General features: G+C 64.5%; 21 protein-coding genes and 1 pseudogene. 7 read left to right on the top strand and 15 right to left on the bottom strand.

Features of this window, described 5'->3' with window-relative positions; translation table 11 throughout:
- From WCE35_RS11605 to WCE35_RS11585, 5 genes and pseudogenes are all read right to left on the bottom strand, one after another.
- Positions 1–289, bottom strand: a pseudogene (locus tag WCE35_RS11605) (hypothetical protein); the annotation flags it as partial.
- Between the two features lie 15 nt (positions 290–304).
- The gene (locus tag WCE35_RS11600; protein WP_424593479.1) at positions 305–1609 is read right to left on the bottom strand and encodes an ABC transporter substrate-binding protein; all 1305 of its coding nucleotides are present in this window, start codon (positions 1607–1609) and stop codon (positions 305–307) included.
- A 252-nt stretch (positions 1610–1861) separates the two neighbouring features.
- Positions 1862–2536 (bottom strand): hypothetical protein, encoded by a 675-nt coding sequence (locus tag WCE35_RS11595; RefSeq protein WP_424593478.1) that lies wholly within the window; start codon positions 2534–2536, stop codon positions 1862–1864.
- Positions 2537–2662: 126 nt separating this feature from the next.
- On the bottom strand, positions 2663–2908 hold the full coding sequence (locus WCE35_RS11590) for a hypothetical protein (RefSeq protein ID WP_424593477.1): 246 nt from the start codon (positions 2906–2908) through the stop codon (positions 2663–2665).
- 245 nt (positions 2909–3153) lie between these two features.
- Positions 3154–4134, bottom strand: coding sequence for an NAD(P)H-dependent flavin oxidoreductase (locus WCE35_RS11585; protein WP_424593476.1), 981 nt, complete (start codon positions 4132–4134; stop codon positions 3154–3156).
- 103 nt (positions 4135–4237) lie between these two features.
- On the opposite strand from WCE35_RS11585, the gene WCE35_RS11580 reads away from it, so the two are divergent.
- Entirely contained in the window at positions 4238–5800 is a 1563-nt protein-coding gene (locus WCE35_RS11580; protein ID WP_424593475.1) for an AMP-binding protein, read from the top strand.
- Between the two features lie 39 nt (positions 5801–5839).
- On the opposite strand, the gene WCE35_RS11575 is transcribed toward WCE35_RS11580, so the two are convergent.
- The 4 genes from WCE35_RS11575 to minC all read right to left on the bottom strand — a co-directional run bounded on the left by WCE35_RS11575 (position 5840) and on the right by minC (position 8261).
- The gene (locus WCE35_RS11575) at positions 5840–6325 is read right to left on the bottom strand and encodes a GFA family protein (protein WP_424593474.1); all 486 of its coding nucleotides are present in this window, start codon (positions 6323–6325) and stop codon (positions 5840–5842) included.
- Between the two features lie 90 nt (positions 6326–6415).
- Entirely contained in the window at positions 6416–6733 is a 318-nt protein-coding gene (minE, locus tag WCE35_RS11570) for a cell division topological specificity factor MinE (protein WP_424593473.1), read from the bottom strand.
- Complete coding sequence (gene minD, locus WCE35_RS11565) at positions 6730–7545, bottom strand: septum site-determining protein MinD (protein WP_424593472.1); 816 nt, start codon at positions 7543–7545, stop codon at positions 6730–6732. Before minD ends, minE begins: the two co-directional genes overlap by 4 nt.
- 20 nt (positions 7546–7565) lie before the next feature.
- Complete coding sequence (gene minC / locus WCE35_RS11560) at positions 7566–8261, bottom strand: septum site-determining protein MinC (RefSeq protein WP_424593471.1); 696 nt, start codon at positions 8259–8261, stop codon at positions 7566–7568.
- A gap of 685 nt (positions 8262–8946) precedes the next feature.
- Here minC and WCE35_RS11555 point away from each other — a divergent pair.
- Positions 8947–9486, top strand: a complete 540-nt coding sequence (locus WCE35_RS11555) for a hypothetical protein (protein WP_424593470.1) — start codon at positions 8947–8949, stop codon at positions 9484–9486.
- 75 nt (positions 9487–9561) lie between these two features.
- Positions 9562–11115 (top strand): ABC transporter substrate-binding protein, encoded by a 1554-nt coding sequence (locus WCE35_RS11550; protein ID WP_424593481.1) that lies wholly within the window; start codon positions 9562–9564, stop codon positions 11113–11115.
- Positions 11116–11211: 96 nt separating this feature from the next.
- Here WCE35_RS11550 and WCE35_RS11545 read toward each other — a convergent pair whose 3' ends face one another.
- From WCE35_RS11545 to WCE35_RS11520, 6 genes are all read right to left on the bottom strand, one after another.
- On the bottom strand, positions 11212–11985 hold the full coding sequence (locus WCE35_RS11545; RefSeq protein ID WP_424593469.1) for a thioesterase family protein: 774 nt from the start codon (positions 11983–11985) through the stop codon (positions 11212–11214).
- Positions 11985–12956, bottom strand: a complete 972-nt coding sequence (locus WCE35_RS11540; RefSeq protein WP_424593468.1) for an NAD(P)H-dependent flavin oxidoreductase — start codon at positions 12954–12956, stop codon at positions 11985–11987. Before WCE35_RS11540 ends, WCE35_RS11545 begins: the two co-directional genes overlap by 1 nt.
- A 107-nt stretch (positions 12957–13063) precedes the next feature.
- Positions 13064–13666: a hypothetical protein gene (locus WCE35_RS11535; RefSeq protein ID WP_424593467.1), complete on the bottom strand. Its 603-nt coding sequence runs from the start codon at positions 13664–13666 to the stop codon at positions 13064–13066.
- A 54-nt stretch (positions 13667–13720) separates the two neighbouring features.
- The gene (locus WCE35_RS11530; protein ID WP_424593466.1) at positions 13721–14302 is read right to left on the bottom strand and encodes a YqaA family protein; all 582 of its coding nucleotides are present in this window, start codon (positions 14300–14302) and stop codon (positions 13721–13723) included.
- A gap of 80 nt (positions 14303–14382) precedes the next feature.
- A complete protein-coding gene (gene hisE / locus WCE35_RS11525; protein WP_424593465.1) occupies positions 14383–14781 on the bottom strand; it encodes a phosphoribosyl-ATP diphosphatase in 399 nt (132 codons plus the stop codon).
- Between the two features lie 107 nt (positions 14782–14888).
- The gene (locus WCE35_RS11520; protein WP_424593464.1) at positions 14889–15305 is read right to left on the bottom strand and encodes a hypothetical protein; all 417 of its coding nucleotides are present in this window, start codon (positions 15303–15305) and stop codon (positions 14889–14891) included.
- Between the two features lie 237 nt (positions 15306–15542).
- Here WCE35_RS11520 and WCE35_RS11515 point away from each other — a divergent pair, with 237 nt between their 5' ends.
- From WCE35_RS11515 to WCE35_RS11500, 4 genes are all read left to right on the top strand, one after another.
- Positions 15543–16616, top strand: coding sequence for an ABC transporter substrate-binding protein (locus tag WCE35_RS11515; RefSeq protein ID WP_424593463.1), 1074 nt, complete (start codon positions 15543–15545; stop codon positions 16614–16616).
- Between the two features lie 99 nt (positions 16617–16715).
- Positions 16716–18494, top strand: a complete 1779-nt coding sequence (locus WCE35_RS11510) for a glucan ABC transporter ATP-binding protein/ permease (RefSeq protein ID WP_424593462.1) — start codon at positions 16716–16718, stop codon at positions 18492–18494.
- Positions 18495–18701: 207 nt separating this feature from the next.
- Positions 18702–20069 carry a D-alanyl-D-alanine carboxypeptidase family protein gene (locus WCE35_RS11505; RefSeq protein ID WP_424593461.1) on the top strand — a complete coding sequence of 456 codons (1368 nt, stop codon included), beginning with the start codon at positions 18702–18704 and terminating at the stop codon, positions 20067–20069.
- Positions 20070–20177: 108 nt separating this feature from the next.
- The gene (locus WCE35_RS11500; RefSeq protein WP_424593480.1) at positions 20178–21941 is read left to right on the top strand and encodes a long-chain fatty acid--CoA ligase; all 1764 of its coding nucleotides are present in this window, start codon (positions 20178–20180) and stop codon (positions 21939–21941) included.
- Positions 21942–22161: the final 220 nt, after the last annotated feature.

Here is a 22161-nt window from a genome sequence, read left to right as displayed (position 1 = left end):
GGATGACCGAGCCGAACACCCAGACCACGGAATTCCACAATGTCAGCCAGAACACCGGATCCTGAACCAGGCGGAGGTAGTTGCCGAGCCCGATGAAGCGGTAGTCCTGCGGCTTGTACAGGACATCGGCATAGAGGCTCATCTTGATCGCCAGCATGATCGGCACCACGACGGTCGCAAGCATGCACAGCGCGGCCGGGACGAGGTAGCAATAGCCGATCAGGAGCTTGCGCATCCGCCAGCCGATCAGCGGCCGGGTGCGGGGCCTTGCGAGGGTGAGCGCGGTCATGATCGTTCCCGACGCTTACGACATTTCCTTCTTCAGGACTTCGGCGAAGCGGTCGAGGCACTCTTTCGCGGAGATTTTTCCAAGGATCGCCTGCTGGATCAGCGGCACGCCATCGGAGTCGATCCTGCCGCCCCAGCCGGGATAGGCGAGATACGGGCTGACGATCCCGATTCCGAACGAGTTCACGAAGCCGGCCAGCGCCGGGTCGTTGGCAAATTCCGGCTGCTTGAGGATCGACTGGCGCGCCGGCAGCAGGCCGAGCGTCGTGCAGTATTTCAGGCTCGGCTCGTCCTCGAGCATGAAACTCATGAATTGCCAGGCGCCGTCCTTGTTCTTCGCGCCCTTGAACATGGTGAGCGTCTCGGAGAACCAGAACGAGGCGCGCTTGTTCGCCGGGCCGATCGGCAGCGGCAGCGTGGCGAACTTGTCGGCGCCGAGGTTCTTCTTCTGCTGGCCGCTCGAGCCGGAATTGTGCTGGTACATGCTGGTGACGCCGCGCCCGAAGGTTTCGACGATTTCGACAAAGCCGTCGGTCGCAGCACTCGGCGGCGTGACCTTGTGCTTGAGCGCAAGCTCGAGATACCAGGAAAGCGCGTCGACGGCTTCCTTCGAATTGATCACCACCTTGCCGTCCTTCAGCACTTCGGCGCCGTTGGCGTAGGCGAATTCGCTCGGATAGAGCAGCGCCCAGGTGCCGCCGCCGCGCATCCCGTAGCCGTACTGGTTCTTGTCCGCCTTGGTGAAAGCTTTGGCGAGGCCAAGGAACTCGTCCCAGGTCCAGTCCGGGGTCGGCTCCTTGAGGCCGAGCTCTTTCAGACGGTCGGTGCGGTAGTAGATCCCGTCGAGCGTCACGGCGAGCGGAAGCGAGATGATCTGGTTGTTGATGGTCACGGTCTGCCAGGCCGTCGGCGCCACATCGGCGTAGTGCTTCCAGGATTTCGCGCGCGCGCTGATGTCCTCGACCGCGCCCATGCCGTTGAACTGGCCGACCCAGTTGTCCCAGACCTGGCAGAGATCGGGCGGACTGCCGCCGGTGATCGCGCTGATCAGCTTCTGACGCGCCTGCGCCTGCGGCACGTATTCGATCTGCACCGCGAAATCCTTTTGCGACTGATTGAAGCGCTCGACCAGCGAATTCATCAGCGCGATGCGGGTCGGCTCGGGAACGCTCCACTGAAAGCGCACCGGCTCGGCGCCCCAGGCCTTGCGCGGGCCGATGAACGGCGCATCCCACCAGGCCAGATCGGCCGCGGCGATGACGCCGGTGCCCGCGAGGGTGTGCAGCAGCTTGCGACGCGACAGCGAAATACGCTGATCCATTTTGTTACCTCCCGCGGGCGAGGCCGTTCCGGCTCTTGTGCGATCATGCCACAGCCTTCCGAACGGGAAAAGCTGCAAACATGCGCGTGCTTGGGACGTTCGGTATGGAGGACCGTCATAGCGCAGCGACTTGTCCGCCGTAGCTCGGCGAGCGAAGGCGGAAGCAATCCATCGTGCCGCAAAGAAAGAATGGATTGCTCGCAATGACGCTGGTTCGATCCAGACGCGACCTCGCGATCCCGCGGCCGCCGCTCAAATCATCGATGCGACTTTTTCCAGCCCGATGATGCGGGCGAGCGAGCGCACTTCGCGCTTCTGGTCTTCGCGCAGCTGCATCAGCAGCGGCATCGCCGCCGATTTCAGCTGCTGGACTTCCTCGGAATCGGGATCGATCGGCGCGCCGGCTGCGTTCGGATCGTCCTGGCGCGTCGCATGGATCTTGCGGGCGACGGCGCGCAGCGCGGTTTCCACCGCCGGCCAATGGGATTGCTGCGCGGAAGACAGTTTCAGGCGATCCTTGATGCCGGCGATCTGGGTGTCGCTCAGCAGCGCGTATTTCTGCGGCTGCGGCTTGCTCACGGCCTTCGGCTTCGGCGCCGCCTCGGCCATTTTCGGCGTCGGGATGTCGGCGGGCGCGATGGACGCAAAGGCCTGGCGCAGCGGCTCGGTCAGCTCCGGGGCCGCAATCGGAGCCTGGACCTCAGCCTGGAGTTGGGCCTGCGGCGGCTCGAAGGACGCCAGCGCCATGGTGACGACGGCGAGCCGATCCCTCTTGCCCTCCTTGTTCGAAACCGCGTTCTCCAAAGCGCGCTCAGCAGCCGCTTCATAACGCGCCGCCGGCACGCTGTCGCGGCCGAGGATGGCAGCAATGGCGGCGCCGACCACCAGCAAACAGGCCAGCGCGACGAGGGTAATGGCTCTGGTCAAAAACGTCTCCATTCGACCGCCTGGGCCAAGGTCCCGAAAACTGGATGCCAATTAAGGCTTTAGCATGCCGCCGACGAGGTTGCGACGGGCCGGAAAGGGCGAAAATCGCGCCGAAACAACCTACAATCAGGCCGCCACGGCCAGATCGTAGGCTTGCTGGATATCGGCGACGATGGCGGACGCCTCCCAGATCGCATCCGCAGTGACCGAGCGCAGGCTGATGGTCCAGTTGCCCTTGCCGGTGCGCGGCATCCTGACAATGTCGAATTCGATGTTGCGGCACAGCGGATGCCGCTTCAGCGCATAGCCAACGCGGCTTCTAATCTCGTCAAGCGTTGCCGGGGTTTTCACAAAAAACGCCTCGAAATCCATCTCGCATCCCCCTCCCCGATGGGTCAGCCCTGCCGAGGCGGCGGACTATCTCCATGACCATTGTTGGCGCGGACCTGGTTAACGGTGCGTTAAGGCCAAACATCATCGATGGGCGCGGACGGCGGCATGGGAACAGGCGGCGGGATCGACGGCGCTGACAACAACGGCGGCGAAGTCCCGGCGCTGAGTTCTGGCGCTGAGTTCTTGGCGCTGAAGTCCTGGCGCTGAAGTCTTGGCATTGCCAACTAGGCGAGTTCTACCCGCGCAGCCGCGGCGCGATATTCCGCGACCGTTCGCGTCACGAGTTCATCCACCGAAAGCACCGCCGTCACGCCCGACGTCGCGTGCCCCGCGCTCCAGATATCGCGCCAGCGTTCGGAGCGGTTCTCGCGCGCGCCGATATCGATATCGTTGCCGATATCGATCGCGCCCCGCCGCGGCAGATCGTCGGGGTCGAGACCGGCGGCTTCGATCGACGGCCGCAGCATGTTGGTCTGCAATCCCGTAAACGCCGTGGTCAGCAGAATATCGTCGGCGCTGCTCTCGACCAGCATCTGCTTGTATCGCGCGTCCGCCATGCTCTCGCGGGTGGCGATGAATTTGGTGCCCATATAGGCGAGGTCGCAGCCGAGCGCCTGCGCCGCGCGCAGGGCATGGCCGTCGCCGATGCCGCCGGCGAGCACCACCGGACCGTCGAAGAACGCCCGCACCGCGCGGACGAACACGAAGGGATTGAGCCAGCCGGTCTGGCCCCCTGCCCCCGCCGTCAGCAGCACCAGCCCGTCGGCGCCGGCCTCAACCGCGCGCCCGGCGTGGCGGATGCTGGCGACATCGGCGAACACCAGCGCGCCGGCATCGTGCAGCGGCGCCAGCACCGGCGCCGGCGACCCGACCGAGGTGATAACCATCTCCGGCCTGTGCCGCAGCACCACATCGAGGTCCTGCGCCAGCCGCGCATTGGAGCGGTGCACGATCAGGTTCGGGCAGATCGGCGCGGCGGGTTTTCCGCTCTGCTCGGAATAATCGCGCAAGCGGGTCTCGATATCGTCGAGCCAGTGATCAAGTTGCTCGGGGCTGCGGCAATTCACCATCGGGAACGCGCCGATCACCCCGTTGCGACAAGCCGCGACCACGAGTTCAACGCCGGAAACGAGGAACATCGGCGCCGCGATCAGCGGCAGGCTCAGACGATCGCGAAAGCGCGACAGCGGATCGGCGGTTGGCAAGGCGTTTCTACTTCCCGGCTTGAATAGCGGCGGCTTTGTTGTGCTAGCGTTGCCCCCAACATTGGCACGATCGAGGACCAATCACAAAGCGGGAGGAAGAGAGATGAGCGATCCGCTCTACGCCTTTCCGGCGGTCTGCGAACAGACCTTGCGGGCGCTGGCGCGCTACCCGTCGCGCACGGCATTCAGCTGGCCCGGCGGATCGATCAGCTATGCCGGCGCCACCGACCTGATCGGGCGCATCCAGCGCGTGTTCATGCAGCTCGGATTCACGCCCGGCGCCCGCGTCGCCTTCCTGACCGCCAACCGCGCCGATGCCTGGTGCGCCGGCGTCGCCGCGCAATTGTCGCAGCTTGCGATCACCTGGCTGCATCCGCTGGGCTCGCTGGACGATCAGCTGTTCCAGCTCGAGGATTCCGAGGCCGCGATGCTGGTCGTCGACGGCGCCACGTTCCGCGACCGCGGCGGCGAGCTCGCGGCGAAAGCCGCGGGCCTCAAGACCGTCTTTACGCTCGGCGCGGCCGATTACGGCGCCGACCTGCTGAAGGCGATCGAGGCCACAGGCCACGCCACGCCGCGCTGTTTCGCCGGCCCCGACGATCTCGCAACGCTCAATTACACCGGCGGCACCACCGGCAAATCCAAGGGCGCGCTGCGCTATCACCGCGAGTATGGCGGTTTTGCCAACGCCATCCTGGCCGATTTCGAAATCCCGGACACGCCGCGCTATCTCACCGTGGCGCCGATCAGCCACGTCGCCGGCACGAAAGTGCTGCCGGCGCTGATGCGCGGCGGCACCGTGCATATGCTGAAAGGTTTCGATCCCGAAGCGGTGTTCGACACCATCGCGCGCGAGCGCATCAATTTCACGCTGTTCGTGCCGACCATGATCTATGTGATGCTGGATCATCCCGCGCTCGAGCGGACCGATCTCTCCTCGCTGGAATTGCTGCTCTATGGCGCCTCCGCGATGTCGCCGAGCCGGCTGGTCGAGGGCATCGCGCGGATCGGGCCGGTATTCTCGCAGCTCTACGGCCAGACCGAATGCTACCCGGTCTCGGTGCTGCGCAAGGCGGACCACGATCCCGGCACGCCGGAATTGTTCCTGTCCTGCGGCTTTCCGATCGCCGCCTGCGAGGTCAAAATTCTCGACGATGGCGACCACGAGGTCGCGACCGGCGAAGCCGGCGAGATCTGCGTGCGCGCGCCGCATGTGATGGCCGAATACTGGAAGCGGCCCGAGCAGACCGCGGAAACCCTGAAGAGCGGCTGGCTGCACACCGGCGACATCGCGCGCACTGATGAGCGCGGCTACCTGTTCATCCTCGACCGCAAGAAGGACATGATCGTCTCCGGCGGCTTCAACATCTTTCCGCGCGAGGTCGAGGACGTGCTGTCGCAGCACGCCGACGTCGCCATGGTCGCCGTGGTCGGCGTCCCCGACGACAAATGGGGCGAGGCCGTCACCGCCGTGGTTGTCGCACGCGAGGGCGCCCGGCCGGACGCCGATGAACTGATCAACATGGTGAAGGCGCGCAAGGGTTCGGCGCATGCGCCAAAGCACGTCAGGTTCGTCAAGGAACTGCCGATGACCGGCGTCGGCAAGGTCGACAAGAAGCTGCTGAAGGCCGGCTTCTGGGCCGGCCGCGACCGGATGGTGGGGTAGCGCATCCGGGACGCGCGCGGGTCGCTTTCACCCCCGGCGTCATTGCGGAAAGAACTCCGGCCACATCGCCCGCCACTTCGCGGCCAGCGGACGAAAGTCGTCGGGGACGATCTCGTGGCATTCGGCGATGGCGGCGGGCAACACCCATGGCTGGGCGCTTCTCATGAACATATGCGCGGCCGGAACCAGCCAACTGGTATCGTCGAGCGTTCCGGCACGAAGATTGATCGAATCCGGACGACCCGTTCGCTCGCCATAAATTCGCGCGCCGCAGTCGGCGCAGAACCAGGACGTGACGTCCGCGCCGGATGGCGACTTATGATGCCAACCCTTAGGCTCGCCGCGCAGGATTCGGAAGCAATTGGTCGCAACCGGCATGTTCAGCGCGAACGCGCTGCCGGAGGCGGTCTGGCAATCCGTGCAATTGCAGGTGTAGAGCAGCAGCGGAAAAGCGCCGATCTCGTAGCGGATCGCGCCGCAGGAGCAGCCGCCGGTCAGGGGAAGCGCCGGTTGCGTCGCGTTCATGGTGGGCCCGACGAGGATGCGTGGATCGTCACACCCTATCGGCAAACCGATGGCCGCGCCACCGTCGCCATGGCGCGGTCTGTCACGGTCTCAAGCCGCCCCTATTCGCCGCTTGGGAGGGGCATTGACCATTTCGAATCCGTTCGGCACCTCGATATCGACCTCGAGCGTCGATACGGTTTTGCCCCGGTCCATTCTCACCTTGACCTTGTCGGGATCGAGCTGGATATGCCGCGACACCACCGCGAGAATCTCCTCCCGCAGCGTGGCCAGCAGGTCAGGCTGGCCGAGCAGGCCGCGCTCATGCGCCAGCAAAATCTGCAGCCGTTCCCGCGCAACGGGAGCGGTTGCCTCGCTGGGAGCGGACGCCTCGCGGGCCCTGAAGAACCGCAGCAGACTCATGCTCATGCAGCCCTCCGTCCGAGCAACCGGTTCATCAGGCCCCTGCGCTCGCCCGGCACCACCATGTCGACCTGTTCGCCCATCAATCGACGCGCCGCGTCGGCATAGGCGCGGGCCGCGGGGCTCGCGGCGTTGTTCAGCGTAACCGGACAGCCGACATTGGAGGCGCGAAGCACGTCCTCGCTCTCGGGGATGATGCCGACCAGCGGGATCGCAAGGATTTCAAGAATGTCATCGATGGTCAGCATTTCGCCTCTCGCCGCGCGCATCGAGTCATACCGGGCGATCAGCACGTGCTTCGTCACCTGTTCGCCCTTCTCGGCCCTGACGGTTTTCGAATCGAGCATTCCGATGATCCGGTCGGAGTCCCGTACCGACGAGACTTCGGGGTTGGTGACGATGACGGCCTCGTCCGCATAGCGCATCGCAAGCATCGCGCCACGCTCGATACCGGCCGGACTGTCGCAGAGGATCCAGTCGAACTTGGTTCGCAGTTCCGCGACAATCTTGCCGATTCCCTCGTCGGTGAGCGCCTCCTTGTCCCTGGTCTGGGACGCCGGCAACAGCCACAAATTCTCCAGCCGCTTGTCGCGGATCAGCGCCTGGGAAAGCTTTGCGACGCCCTGCACCACATTGATGAGGTCGAACACCACGCGTCGTTCCGCGCCCATCACCAGATCGAGGTTGCGCAGACCGACGTCGAAGTCGACGACCACCACGCTTTCCCCGTTTTGCGCGAGCGCGGCGCCGAGCGCTGCCGTGGATGTGGTCTTTCCAACGCCACCCTTGCCGGACGTGACGACCAGGACCTTAGACATTCTTGATCTCCTTAACCGGGTTAATTCAACGGGGTAATTTTCATGGTTTCGCCTTGCAGCCAGGCCTGAGCCGGCCGATTGCGCAGTGACGCGTCGATCTGTTCTGCGGTCTGGTAGTAGCCGTCGATGGCAAGCAGTTCCGCCTCGATCTTCTGGCAGTAGATTCGCGCAGCGGAGTTGCCGTTGACCCCGGCCATCGCCCGGCCGCGCAGCGTCCCGTAAATGTGGATCGAGCCGCCGGCGACGATCTCCGCGCCCGAGCCGACCGAACCCAGCACGGTCACGTCGCCTTCGGTGAAAATGACCGACTGGCCCGAGCGCACCGGGCTGTCGAGCAGCAGCGAGGCGGTTTTCGGCTTGGGCTCAGGCTTCTCCTGCGGCTCGGTTCTTGTGATCACGCAGGCCCGTCCGCCGGTCAAGAGCGGCGGCATGCTCGCCGTGAGTTGATCCTCTGCCACGCCCTCGATGCCGAGGATGCGAATATTCCGCTGCTCAAGGTTGCTGACGAGGTGGGCGATCGCAGGCCGGCTGAGTTCGACGGCAGACAGGTCGAGCACGATCGGCTTTCCGACGAAGAAGCCGGGCGAGCCCGCAAGCGTGGCGTCGATTTCCTCCAGCCAGCCGATAATCGGCACGACGGGGGCGAATACAAACGCAACGTAGGAGCGGCCGCGGAGCCGCACCAATTGCCGCGTGGGGTCCGCTCTGACGTCCATGACTTTCCACTCGCCTTCCTTATTGAATGGTTAAGAATCAGCGATGTTGGTTAACGGATCATTAATGCGGGATTTTCCTCTCCGCATCGCCGACCGGAGCATCGACTCCTCGGGGTGCGCAGAAGCCCGGTGCTGCACGGTGCCGTTAACCAGACGTCTTGGAGAATTTGTTCGGTTTGTGGCTTCCGGCGGTGGGCGCATCGCATCGGTCGTCGCAGGATAACCACGCGCACCAAGGATTTATGCCGCTTCCAGCGAGGTTGTCGATGGCCAACAACGCAACTCAGTTTCGACACGTTTTCGGCTTAATAATGTCTATTCGGTGTTTCATCACATCTCGGTGATATCCTGGCTGGGCGCCGGACATTATTCCGCTATGAGCGCGGACGTTTGCCGAAGGGGACGGGGCAATGGGGACGGCGTGGGCTGGTGCGGTCTCGAGATTTATCTCGCTGGCCGATTCGGCACTTTCGCATCGCACCGAATTCTGCGCCCACTTGGATTCAAACTTTCCGATCAAACTTTGCTTCGCGTTGGGGCCGACCATGGCATTTTTTCCGGGACGGCGGTAATTTCCTGAAACGGTGGTCCATCCCGAAAAAATCCTGCGCAGCAACCAGACGTCATTGAGGAGTAGCGTATGAGTGGCTTGAGTGAACAAGATCATCCCGATTCCCGCAGCCCGTTGTCCTATGCGCCGCGCGCGTTGCGGGAAAAGCCCGACACGCGGCTGGCCCCGCCGCAGCAGCCACCATCGGAAGCCGGGCGCCCGTCCGAGCACCGCGGCCTGCGGACCGTCTCGCCAGACGGTTTTGATACGCGACCTGAGAAGCCCGAAGCGCCGCGTCACCCACTTGATCCCGAGGTGATTGAGGAGCCGGTGGGGCTGACGCGCGAGTTACGGCGGATGGCGGTCATGAGCGTCGCCGGCCGTTTCGCGGCCGCCATTGGCGTCTCAGCCCTGGTGGCGCTGTTCTTCGTCGTCATGATCCCCGCCTCACGGCAACCGGACGGCCTCAGCTCATCCGCGCTGATCCAGTCGATCAAGGCCGCGCTGCCTCAGCCGGTACAGCAAGACGACGGCGCCAAACCCGCGCCTTCGGAGCTGCAAAGCATTCTTGCGTCCACCCCGAACACCGAGCCCGTGACGCGCGAGCAGTCCGAACAGCTGCTGCAGCAGTTCGTGCAATGGCGCCAGAAGCCGGCGGCGAGCCAGGCACCCTAGCCCTGAAATTGATCAAGCGCGGGAGAAGTGACGATGTCTGACGACAGATCCGATCGGGCCAAGGTCTTGCGGAGTATGACGCAACGCCCTCGCTGGACGATGATTTTGCTTGCCACCCTGATCGCAGGCGCCGCCGCCGCGGCGCCGGGCAGCAACACCGACGTCGTGCGCGACCTTGCCGTTCGGGTCGGACCGATCATCGGTTCGGCATTGGCGTGCCGGGACATCGCACGGCCGCGCATTCAGGCGATCGTCGACAAGTTCGTGACCGTGATCCGCGAGACCGCGTCCAGCGAGGCCGAGCGCGCCGAGCTTACGCAGGTGCTCGACCGCAGCGTCGCGGACGGCCGCGCCGCCGTGACGTCGGGCCAATCGGATTGCAAGGTGGCGGATCGGCAGCTTGCCGATCTCGAACGCTCGATCGCAGGGCCCGCGCCCAGCCTGTCGGGCATCATCGGACCGTCCGCGGCCGTGGCCGCCACATCGGCGGCGCCCGTCAGCCTCGCGCCTCCTCAGCGCGGCATGACCGATCGGGAAATCCGGTTTGGAATCGCCGCACCGTTTTCCGGAGCCGCCAAGGAGCTCGGGCGTCAGATGAAGCTCGGGATCGACACCGCCTTCAATCGGATCAATGACGCCGGCGGCATCGACGGAAGAATGCTTCGGCTGGTTGCGGCCGATGACGGCTATGAGCCGACCCGGACCGTCGAGGCGATGAAACAGCTGTATGAGAAAGACCAGGTATTCGGCATCGTCGGAAATGTCGGAACGCCGACCGCGGCCGTTGCGGTCCCCTACGCGCTGGAACGGCGAATGCTGTTCTTCGGCGCCTTCACGGGCGCCGGTCTTCTCCGCCGTGACCCTCCCGATCGCTATGTCTTCAACTATCGGGCGAGCTATGCGGAGGAAACCGACGCGGTCGTCCGCTATCTGGTAAAGATTCGACGGCTGCAGCCCAGGCAGATCGCCGTCTTCGCGCAGCAAGACTCGTTCGGCGACGCCGGGTTCGCGGGTGTCGCCAAGGCGTTCCGCGCGCTCGGAGCCAATGACAGCGCCATCGTCCGGCTCAATTATACGCGCAACACCGTGGACGTCGAAGACGCGGTCAACCAGCTGAAGGCGCTGAAGACGATCAAGGCGGTCGTCATGGTTTCGACCTACCGGGCCGCCGCGAGGTTCATCGAGAAGACGCGGGATGTATTTCCGCAGATGATCTACTCGAACGTTTCGTTCGTTGGCAGCACCGCGCTTGCGGAAGAATTGAAGCTGCTCGGCGCGCGTTACGCTTCCGGGGTGATCGTCACCCAGGTGGTCCCGGCGGTCTCCGGTTATTCCTCGATCGTGCTCGAATACAAGAATGCCCTCGCCAAATATTTCCCCGGCGAGGCGCCGGACTACGTCTCGCTGGAGGGCTACGTGGCGGCCAACGTGCTGATCCAGGGCATCAAGCGCGCCGGACCGCAGTTCGACACCGAGAAGCTGATCGATACCCTCGAAAACACCCGCAATCTGGATTTGGGTCTTGGCGCCGCGCTCAGTTTTGGCCGTGCTGAACACCAGGCATCGCACAAGATCTGGGGGACGGCGATGGACGATACCGGAGCGTATCAGCCGATCGAGCTGGAGTAATGGCGGCGTCCGCGACCGGGTGCGCGGCACCTGCGATCAGTCGCGGGCGGCGGAGAAACACGCCCGCCCCGGATTGAGGCTGCAAGGCGCGCCGCATTAGCGCTTCTCGATCACGAGGCTTTGGATGGCACGACCGAAATAGCCGCGCTGGTCCGCCAGCCGCGCCATGGCAAGGCCCGCGCCATCGGGACCGATCCAGGATTCTCCATCGAGCAGGATCCACGCGCCGACCGGCTGCCGCGCAAGGTTGACGGTGAGGTCGGCATTGATGAAGGTCCATTGCCGGAAATCCAGCGCCGCGCCGGCGCCGTTGGAAAAATCCGCGGCGACCACCGCCCGCATCGCTTGCGACACCAGCGATCCCTCGACCAGCGGCCGATCAATTCGAAACCAGATCGCGCCCGGACCGGGCACGCCGAACCGGCCGCGCGCCGCACGCAGCGACATGCACTTGACGAACGGGCTGCCGGCGGCATCGGCCGGCTCCACGACCGACTGGTCCGGTCCCGGCAGTAGCACCGCCAAATCCGCGACGTGAGGCGGCAGCGCCTGCGCCTGCGCCTTGATCTTCAGCACGGTCGCACCGACCACGACGACGCCACCGGACAGCAGCCTGACGGCGCAGAGCTGGATCTTGCGCCCCTCCCGCTGCACTTCCGTCTCGATCGTCAGCGGCGCCACCGGGACGGGACGCATCAGGTCGATGGTCACTCGCGCAACCTGCATCGGCACCGGCGCCGGAATCGCCTCCGCCGCCCAGACCACCAGCGCCGCCGGCGCGGAGCCGTGCTGCATCCGCGGGTCCCAGGGGCCGGCCGCATCGGGGCTGGTGACGACGCGGCTGCCGTCGACGCGAAAGATGGCGTCCATCAGCTCAGCGCGGGATCGATGGCTTCGGCGTATTCCCGTCTGAACCGCGCGATCAATTCGGCGGCGGGAACGACCCTGGGAATGCTGCCGACGCCCTGGCCGCTGCCCCAAATTTCCTTCCAGGCCTTCGGTTTGGCCCGCTCGCCCGACGCATCGGTGCCAAAGCTCATTTTCGACGGATCGGATGTCGGCAGGTTTTCCGGGTCCATGCCGGCGGCGACGATCGAGGGTTTCAGATAATTGCCGTGCACGCCGGTGAACAGGTTCGAATAAACGATGTCCTCCGCACCCGAATTGGTGATCATCTGCTTGTAGCCCGCGACCGCATTGGCCTCGGCGGTGGCGATAAAGGCCGAGCCGATATAGGCGAAGTCCGCGCCGAGCGTCCGCGCCGCGCGAATGGCGCGGCCGGTGGCGATCGCGCCCGACAGCGCGATCGGGCCGTCGAACCATTGCCGGGTCTCCGCCACGAAGGCGAATGGCGAAATCTCGCCGGCATGACCGCCGGCGCCGGCGGAAACCAGGATCAGGCCGTCCGCGCCCTTCTCGACCGCCTTGTGCGCGAATTTCTGGTTGATCACGTCATGGAAGACGATGGCGCCCCAGCCATGCGCCGCCTGATTGAGCTCCTCGCGCGCACCGAGCGAGGTGATCATCATCGGCACCTTGTGTTTTTCGCAGACCGCGACATCGTGATCGAGCCGGTTGTTGGATTTGTGCACGATCTGGTTCACCGCAAACGGCGCCGACAGCCGATCGGGATGCGCCCGGTCGTGGGCGGCGAGCTCCTGCTTGATCCGCGCGATCCATTCGTCAAGCAGCGCCGGCGGGCGCGCGTTCAGCGCCGGAAACGATCCGACCACGCCGGCCTTGCACTGCGCGATCACCAGATCGGGCACGGAAATGATGAACAGCGGCGCACCGATGACGGGGATCGACAGACGGCCCTTGAACAAGGCAGGCATGGACATTCGAAACATTCCTTCGGGTTAGTCAGACGCGCGAGGCATTGGCCTGAAGATGCCGGACATCATATCAGCAAGGCAATCTTTCCAGTGTCAAGCATGGCGTTCTGGCGCTATTGGCACAGCGCGCGGATGACGTAATTTTCGGTCTTGCAATCGCCCGGCTCGCGTTTGTGGCCCGGCAGGTAGACTTTCGCCGAGCACTTCTCGGCGGCATCGGTGTCGAGGCTCCTGCCTTCCTTGTAGCCCTTGCTCTGGCAAAGCCTGTCGGCGCCCGCCTTGCAATCCGGCGCGCCATTGGCCGCCACCAGACAGGCCGCGCGCCCGGTCACCATCGACGACGGTTTCGCCATGTTCGACAAGGTCTCGCCCGCATCCCTGGCGCGCGCATTGAGATCGTCGATGGTCTCGCCTGGACTCTTGATCTTCGGCAGGATCGCGAGCGATTTCTCGAACAGCTTTCCCATTTCGTCGATCAGGCCCGGTTTCTCCTCGCCCGCCGGCGGGGCCGATGGCGAGGGGGGCTCGACCCCCGGCGGCGCAAGCTGACCCGGCACCGCTTGCGGGGCGGGCGACTGTGCGCCAAGCGACGGCTGCGGCGCGGCGGCTTGCGGCCAGCCCGCGCTCGTGGCGATGGTCAGCATCGACAATGCCACGCCCACGGTCGCCATATGCGTCCCGGGCAGCTTGCGCCGCATGCCAATTCGATCAAGCATGATGCGAGCGTAACCTGAAGCCTGAGCACCGGCAAAGCGCTTCGCGCCCCACCTTCAGACCATCCGAAATGCGATGATGAAGCCGAGGACGAGCACGCCGGCGCCGAGCGCCACCCAAAAGCCGAGATGCCGTTCGATCCGGACCCGGATCCATGCGCCGTAGCGGTTGAGCAGGATCGCGACCATGAAAAACCGCCCGCCGCGCGCGATGATCGACAACACGATGAACAGCCAGATGTTGTAATTGGCAAATCCCGACGTGATGGTGACCAGCTTGTAGGGGATCGGCGTCAGGCCCTTCAGCAGGATGATCCAGGCGCCGTATTCGGCATAGCCGGCGCGGAACGCCTCGACCTTGTCGCCATAGCCGTAGAACTGGATCAGCCAGTGCCCGATGGAATCATACAGCACCGCGCCGATGGCGTAGCCGAGCACGCCGCCCAGCACCGAGGCCGCCGTGCACACCCCCGCATAGAGCCACGCCCGCTGCGGCCGCGCCAGCGACATCGGGATCAGCATCACATCCGGCGGCACCGGAAAGAACGAACTCTCCGCGAATGCCACCGCGGCCATGGTCCAAAGCGCATAGGGCCTGTGCGCGGCGTCGATACACCAGTCGTAAATCCGTCTCAGCATGGGCGCGATGAACCATCATGGCGCCGATTTGTCCATGCCGGCGAAGGAGGGATTCCGCGGGGATTGGATTTTGAGAGGATTCAGGGTCGCTTGCGCAGGCCCCGTTCGAGCGCGACAATTCGTCGCCGCACCGCCGGCTCCACGGCGGGTTTGGTCAATTTGACCGGCGATTTCGGGAGTTTTTCGGCGATCCCGAGCAGACGCTCGCGGCGCGCCATCTCGCGCCAGACGTCCTCGGGCTTCACCCCGGCCGCCGCCCACAAGACGGTCAGGTTATAGAGCAGATCGGCGCTCTCGCGGACCACCGCGTCGGCCTTGCCGTTGACCGCGTCGATCACGACTTCGATCGCCTCCTCGGCCAGTTTCTTGGCCATCCTGGCCGGGCCGCGCTGAAACAGCCTTGCCGTGCGCGACATTGCCGGATCGAGATCCTTGGCCGCGATCACCGCCTGATAAAGCCGCTCGAGCGAATCACTCATTTCCCGAGCCTAGTCCAAAGCCGTGGCCAGCGTGTTAACGGCTGGTGCCACCTGCAAAAAACCCACCGGCCGAGACGGGCCGGTGGTTTCGCGTATGCCCAGGCACGTTACCAGTTGGGGTTGGTGTACCCGCCGTAATAAGGCCCGCGCGATCCATAGCCGCCATAGTAACCGCCGCCGTGACCATAATACGGGCCACCGCCATAGTAGACCGGCCCGCCGCCGTAATAACCGTACGGCTCGTAGTAGTCGCGTCGGTTCTGGGCCGCGGCGATCGCAAGGCCAGCGCCGACGATGCCGACAAATGCCGCCGCCGCCGCGCCGTTGCCGCCGCGATAGTGCCTGCGGCGGGCACTGATGTCAGTGGCGCCGCCGGTGCCGGTCTCGACCCTCACGCCTTTCGCCGGGGTTGCAGAGCCGGCGCGGGCCATCGACGGCTCGACCGCCGTCAGCGCCACTGCGGCAACCGTCGCCAACGCGGCGGCGCGCCCGATCGACGAAAACAAACCTTTTCGCGCCAACATCTCGATATCCTCCATGGGAAGCAGGGATGGGAAGCAGGGCCCGACGGACCTGGTACAGCTAACCACCGCGACGATATTGGGTTCCCGATCCCCAACGGGAGCTGAACGATCTCTGGCGAAATCGTGGCAGTCATCGATCATTCAGATTGGCTGCGGCAAAATATGCGTTACATAATTGTCGGGAAGCCGACATGGCCCGCGCGGCATTTTGGCCGGCTCCCTTCGGATGTAGTCTCCATGCGTGTAACCCGGACCAACGCCATTTGCCGCATCCTGGCCTTGCTGATCGGCCTCGGCGGGGTTGTATGTACCGGGCCGGACCACAGCCTGGCAGCGAACGAAACCACTCAGCCCGCAACCAGGCAGCCCCTGGCGATCCAGTTTTCGCTCGACCGCCCGATCGACGCCGCCGCGGCTCCCTTCGTGATGGCGGCGGCCGGCGGATTGTTCGGCGCCGAAGGTCTGGCGGTCACAACCAATATCGCCAGCGGATCGCCCGACGCAATCGCGCGCGTCGCCGAAGGCAGCAGCGATTTCGCCCTCGTCGACATCAACGCGCTGGTCCGGTTTCGCGACAAGCATGGCGCAGCCCCGGTAAAGGCAGTGTTCGTGCTGTTCAACCAGGCGCCCTACTCGATCATTGCCCGCAAGAGCCGCGGCATCAAGGCGCTGTCCGATATCGAGGGCAAGAATCTCGGCGTGGCCGAGGGTGACCTGTCGGTTCGGCTGTGGCCGGCGGTGGCGAAGCTGAACGGCATCAAGCTCGCCGGCGTGAAGCAGTACAGTATCAGCGCCGCCGTGCGCGAGCCGATGCTGTCGGCGGGTCAGGTCGATGCCGTCACCGGATTTTCCTATCTGTCGGCAGTCAATCTGAGAGACCGGGGCGTGCCGGCCGACGATCTGGCGGTGCTGCGATTCGCCGACTATGGCTGCGAAGCCTACGGTTTTGCCGTGATCGTCAACCCGTCGCTCGCGGCTACGCGGCCGGAGGCGGTGAAGGGCTTTGTGCGGGCGGCGATCGCCGGCACCCATCTCGCCATCAAGAACCCCGGCCGCGCCGCCAGCGAAGTCGTGAGCCGCATGGATGGCGGCCTGCGCGACCTCGAGCTCGAGCGCCTGCACGCCATCATCCGCGACAACATCCTGACCGGCGAAGTCAGGCACAACGGCATCGGCGGCATCGATCCCGTCAGGTTCGAGCGCGCGATCGACCAGATCGCGGAGGATTTCAGGTTTCAAAAGCGGCCGTCCGCGGCTGATATCTTTGACGATTCCTTCCTGCCCCCGCTCAACGGCCGTCTGATCAATTGAGTAAAAGACCCGCGGACGCTGGTTCTCTGCCGCGATCCCTGATTAGAATGCGCAGCTGAGCGATCGCCCCTCCCCCGGCCCCTTGAGTCCTTGTCCGATATGCCCCTGCTTCGCCTTTACACCCGCGTTCTGGAATTGCTCGGCAACGAAGCTGGGCTCGGCTGGATTCTCGCCGGCGCCAATCTGCTGCTGGCCGGCGCGCAATTCGCCGAGCCGGTGCTGTTCGGCCGCATCGTCGACGTGCTCTCCGGCAAACCGTCCACCGGCTCGCTCGCCTCCTCGTCAGCCTGGCCGCTGCTGGCAGCCTGGGCGGCATTCGGCCTGTTCACGATTGGATGCAGCGCGGCGGTCGCCCTCAATGCCGACCGGCTGGCGCACCGCCAGCGCCAGGCGGTGCTGACCGATTATTTCGAGCACATCATGCAGCTGCCGCTCACCTTCCACACCGGCACCCATTCCGGCCGGCTGATGAAGGTGATGCTGAACGGCACCGACTCGCTGTGGCGGCTGTGGCTCGGATTTTTTCGCGAGCATTTCGCCGCGATCATGTCGCTGGTGGTGCTGCTGCCGCTCGCGCTCTACATCAACTGGCGGCTGGCGATCCTGCTGTTCGTGCTGTGCGTCGTCTTCACCGTGCTGACCACGCTGGTGGTGCGCAAGACCTACGGCATGCAGAGCGAGGTGGAGGCATATTACAGCGATCTCTCCGCCCGCGCTTCCGACGCGCTCGGCAATGTCGCGCTGGTGCAGAGTTTCGTGCGCGTCGACGCCGAGGTGCAGGGCCTGCGCTTCGTCGCCGACAAGCTGCTCGCCGTGCAGATGCCGGTGCTGTCGTGGTGGGCACTGGTCACCGTCATCACCCGCGCCTCGACCACTATCACCGTACTCGCGATCTTCACGGTCGGCATCGTGCTGCACGGGCAGGGCCTGACCACGGTCGGCGAGATCGTGATGTTCGTCAGTTTCGCGACCATGCTGATCCAGAAGCTCGAACAGGTGGTGGGCTTCATCAACAGCGTGTTCATGGAAGCGCCGCGGCTGCAGGAATTTTTCGACGTGCTGGACGCGGTGCCGGCGGTGCGCGACCGGCCCGGCGCGATCGATACCGGGCGGCTCTCGGGCATGGTCGAATTCAGCGACGTCTCGTTTTCCTACGATGGCAAGCGGCCCGCGGTCGCAGACCTTTCCTTCACCGCGCTGCCCGGCCAGACCATCGCGCTGGTCGGCCAGACCGGCGCCGGCAAATCGACCGCGATCGCGCTCCTGCATCGCGCCTTCGACCCGCAGTCCGGCATCATCAGGATCGACGGCATGGATGTCCGCGGCCTGAAGCTGACCGCGCTGCGGCGGAATATCGGCGTCGTGTTCCAGGAGGCGCTGCTGTTCGACCGCTCGATCGCCGACAATTTGCGCGTCGGCAAGCCGGACGCGACCGAAGAGGAAATGCGCACCGCGGCCGCCCGCGCCCAGGCGCTCGAATTCATCGAGCGCAGCGAGAAGAAATTCGACACCCATGCCGGCGAACGCGGACGCATGCTGTCCGGCGGCGAGCGACAGCGGCTGTCGATCACGCGTGCGCTGCTGAAGGACCCGCCGATCCTGATCCTCGACGAGGCGACCAGCGCGCTCGACGCCGTCACCGAGGCCAAGGTCAACGCCGCTCTGGATGAAGTGATGAGGGGGCGCACCACGTTCGTGATCGCGCACCGGCTTTCGACCATTCGCAACGCCACGCGCATCCTGGTGTTCGACGGCGGCCGTGTGATCGAAAGTGGAACTTTTGATGAACTGGTCGCGAAAGGCGGCCGTTTCGCCGACCTCGCCAAGGCCCAGTTCATGGTCCACGAAAATGCGCGGACCCGTATCGAGGCGCGGTAACCCCAAGACGCAATCGCCCCGATCGAGACATCGCCGAAATTCGGCCTGTTTCGTCCACGATTTAATCGCCGAGCCTCTGTTCTCCGTCGGCAAGCCGGTATAGGTTCGCCCCGCCGCAAAGCGACGGCGCCGAAAACGCTTGAAACCCGAAATCACATCACATGACCTGCTGTTCGAAGGCGGGTCTCAAAGGACCGGAATCGGATCGTGCATTTTCTTCGCCCGCTGCTTCGCAACGCATCGTTGAGCCGGATCTTCGTCGTTGCGGCGCTTGTGATCGCGTTACCTCGCGTCGTGAATGCCGAGGCGCTGCTGGTTGTCGAAGCCGATACCGGAAAGGTATTGCAGGCCGACAACGCGACCATGCCCTGGTATCCCGCCTCGGTGACCAAGATCATGACGGCCTATGTGACGCTCAAGGCCGTCAAGGAAGGTCGCCTCACGCTCGATACGCTGCTGACGGTATCGCCGGTCGCGGCCACGCAATCGCCATCGAAGATGGGTTTCCGACCGGGCACGCAGGTCACGGTCGACAACGCGCTGAAGATGATGCTGGTAAAGTCGGCCAACGATATGGCGGTGGTGCTTGCCGAAGGCGTCGGCGGATCGGTCGACGGCTTTTCGGCGCAGATGAACCAGGCCGCGCAGAAGCTCGGCATGACGCAGACCACCTATGTCAACCCGAACGGGCTGCCCGCGGACGGCCAGATCACGTCGGCCCGCGATCTCGCGATCCTGGCCCGCGCCATCATCCGCGACCTGCCGGAATACGAATACTTCGTTCACATTCCCTCGATCCGCTTCGGCCGAAGGATCACCCAGAATTTCAATCGGCTGATCGGGCGCTATCCCGGCGCCGACGGTTTCAAGACCGGCTTCATCTGTGCATCCGGCTACAACCTCGTCGCCTCGGCCACGCGGGACGGCAAGCGGCTGATCGCGGTCGTGCTCGGCGCCTCGTCCGGCCACATGCGCGCGGTGCGCGCCGCGCAACTGCTGGATCGCGGCTTCGCCAATAACGGGCTGGCGTGGCTGCGGCCCTCGCTCGGCACCGTCGACAATCTGGCGCCGATCGATGCTTCGCCGCCGAACCTGCGCGACGAGATGTGCGGCGGCAAGCGCAAGCGGCCGGCTAGCGACGAGGACGAAGATATCGTCGCCAGCAATGGCAATGCGAGCAGCGGCGAAACCGGCGCGACATTCTTCGCCGCCGGCCTGCAGCCGCCGATGTCAAAACCTTCGGAACTGCTGGCCGCCGCGCCCGCGGCGTCCGAACCGGTCCCGGTCTACACTGGCCCGACCAAGAGCGGCACCGCGTTGATCGCAGCGGTCGCGTTAGACGCCGAAAAGCAGACCTCGAAGCCGCGCGGCAAAAAGTCTCGACCGGCGGCAAGGAAACCGGCTGCCGCGACCGAGCGAAGGGCCGAAGCGAAATCCGGCACCAGGCCTGCTGCCGTGAGGCATGCCAGCGTCAAGCCGGATGCCGCCCCCAAGGCGGCCGAAAAGCCGACCACGAAGCCGGCCAAGCCCAAGGCCGCCGGCAAGCCGAAGACCGAGACCAAGCCGGCCGGTTAACAGGCCCGCCAAGCTGCGCACATAGGCGGTCTTCGGACAGGTCCGCGGGCTTCGGTTCCGGCCCGGCAATGCGTCGATCATGCGCAGCCGCTTGCCATCGGCTGCGGCATTGCTCAATATTACCCAAAACAAGGCGGCCTGGCCCGGCAAATTGGCAAGCACGGGGCAGCAAACCAGAGGGGAAATACCATGGAGCGGATCTGGCTCAAGCAATATCCGGCCGGCGTGCCCGCCGATATCGACGTCACCCTGTACTCGTCGCTGGTCGAGTTGCTGGAAGAAAGCTTTGCGAAATTCGCCGATCGCAAGGCCTTCATCTGCATGGACAAGTCGATCAGCTATCGCGACCTCGACGAGATGTCGCAGGCAATTGCCGCCTATTTGCAGAGCAAGGGACTGCAGAAGGGCGCGCGCGTCGCGCTGATGATGCCGAACGTGCTGCAATATCCGATCTCGACCGCCGCCGTGCTGCGCGCCGGTTATACGGTCGTGAATGTCAACCCGCTCTACACCCCGCGCGAACTCGAGCACCAGCTCAGGGATTCCGGTGCGGAAGCAATCGTCGTACTGGAGAATTTCGCCACCACGGTACAGCAGGTGATCGCCAGGACCGCGGTCAAGCATGTGATCGTCGGCAGCATGGGCGACCTGCTCGGCTTCAAGGGCGTGATCGTCAATCTGGTGGTCCGTCGCGTCAAGAAGATGGTGCCGGCCTGGTCGATCCCGGGCGCCGTCACGTTCAACGACGCGCTCGCCGCCGGCCGCGGCATGAAGCTCAACAAGCCGGTGATTACCCGCGAAGACGTCGCGTTCCTGCAATATACCGGCGGCACCACCGGCGTTTCCAAGGGCGCGACGCTGCTCCACCGCAACATTCTCGCCAACGTGCTGCAGAACGATGCCTGGCTGCAGCCGGCATTGAAGAAGCCGCCGCATGTCGACCAGCTCTTCATCGTCTGCGCGCTGCCGCTCTACCATATCTTCGCGCTGACGGCCTGCTTCCTGCTGGCGATGCGCGCCGGCGGCGTCAATCTGCTGATTCCGAACCCGCGCGACATGGCGGGCTTCGTCAAGGAGCTTTCGAAATACCAGGTCAACAGCTTCCCGGCGGTCAATACGCTCTACAACGGCCTGCTGCACACGCCGGGCTTCGACAAGCTCGATTTCTCCAAGCTGAAGACCTCCTTCGGCGGCGGCATGGCGACGCAAAAGGCCGTTGCCGAAGCATGGCTAAAGACGACAGGCTGCGCATTGTCCGAAGGCTATGGCCTGTCGGAGACCTCGCCGACGCTGACCTGCAACCCGGCTGACACCGACAAGTTCTCCGGCGCGATCGGCATCCCGGTGCCCTCGACCTATCTCTCGATCCGCGACGATGACGGCAACGAGCTGCCGCTCGGCGAGGCCGGCGAGATCTGCGCCAAGGGCCCGCAGGTGATGGCCGGCTACTGGAACCGGCCGGACGAGACCGCGAAGGTGATGACCGCGGACGGCTATTTCCGCACCGGCGACATCGGCGTGATGACGCCGGACGGCTACACCAAGATCGTCGACCGCAAGAAGGACATGATCCTGGTCTCGGGCTTCAACGTCTATCCCAACGAGATCGAGGAGGTGATCGCGAGCCATCCCGGCGTGCTGGAATGCGCCGTGATCGGCGTCCAGGACGCCAAATCGGGCGAGGCAGTCAAGGCGTTCGTGGTCAAGAAGGACCCGAACGTCACCGCCGAGGACATCATCAAGTTCTGCGGCACCCAGTTGACCAACTACAAGGTGCCGAAGCAGATCGAGTTCAGGGCCGACCTGCCGAAAACCAATGTCGGCAAGATCCTGCGCCGCGAACTACGCGACGAGAAGAAGGCCGCGGCCTGAGGGGACAGTCTCTCAACACTGCGAAGCACCGTCTCCACTTCGTCATTCCGGGATGGTCCGAAGGACCAGACCCGGAATCTGGAGATTCTCTGATGTGCAAATGCACATCAAAGTTCGCTTCGCGCCCCGGAATGACTACTTCATGCCATCAAACCATGGTGAAGTGGTTTCCTCTCCCTGCAAAAATGCTCTAAGACACGTCCGCTCATTCAAGGAGAAT

Origin of the sequence: Bradyrhizobium sp. (assembly GCF_049691595.1) — a bacterium.
In the GTDB taxonomy this organism is placed as follows: Bacteria; Pseudomonadota; Alphaproteobacteria; order Rhizobiales; family Xanthobacteraceae; genus Bradyrhizobium.
This window is presented reverse-complemented; position numbering and strand designations above follow the sequence as displayed.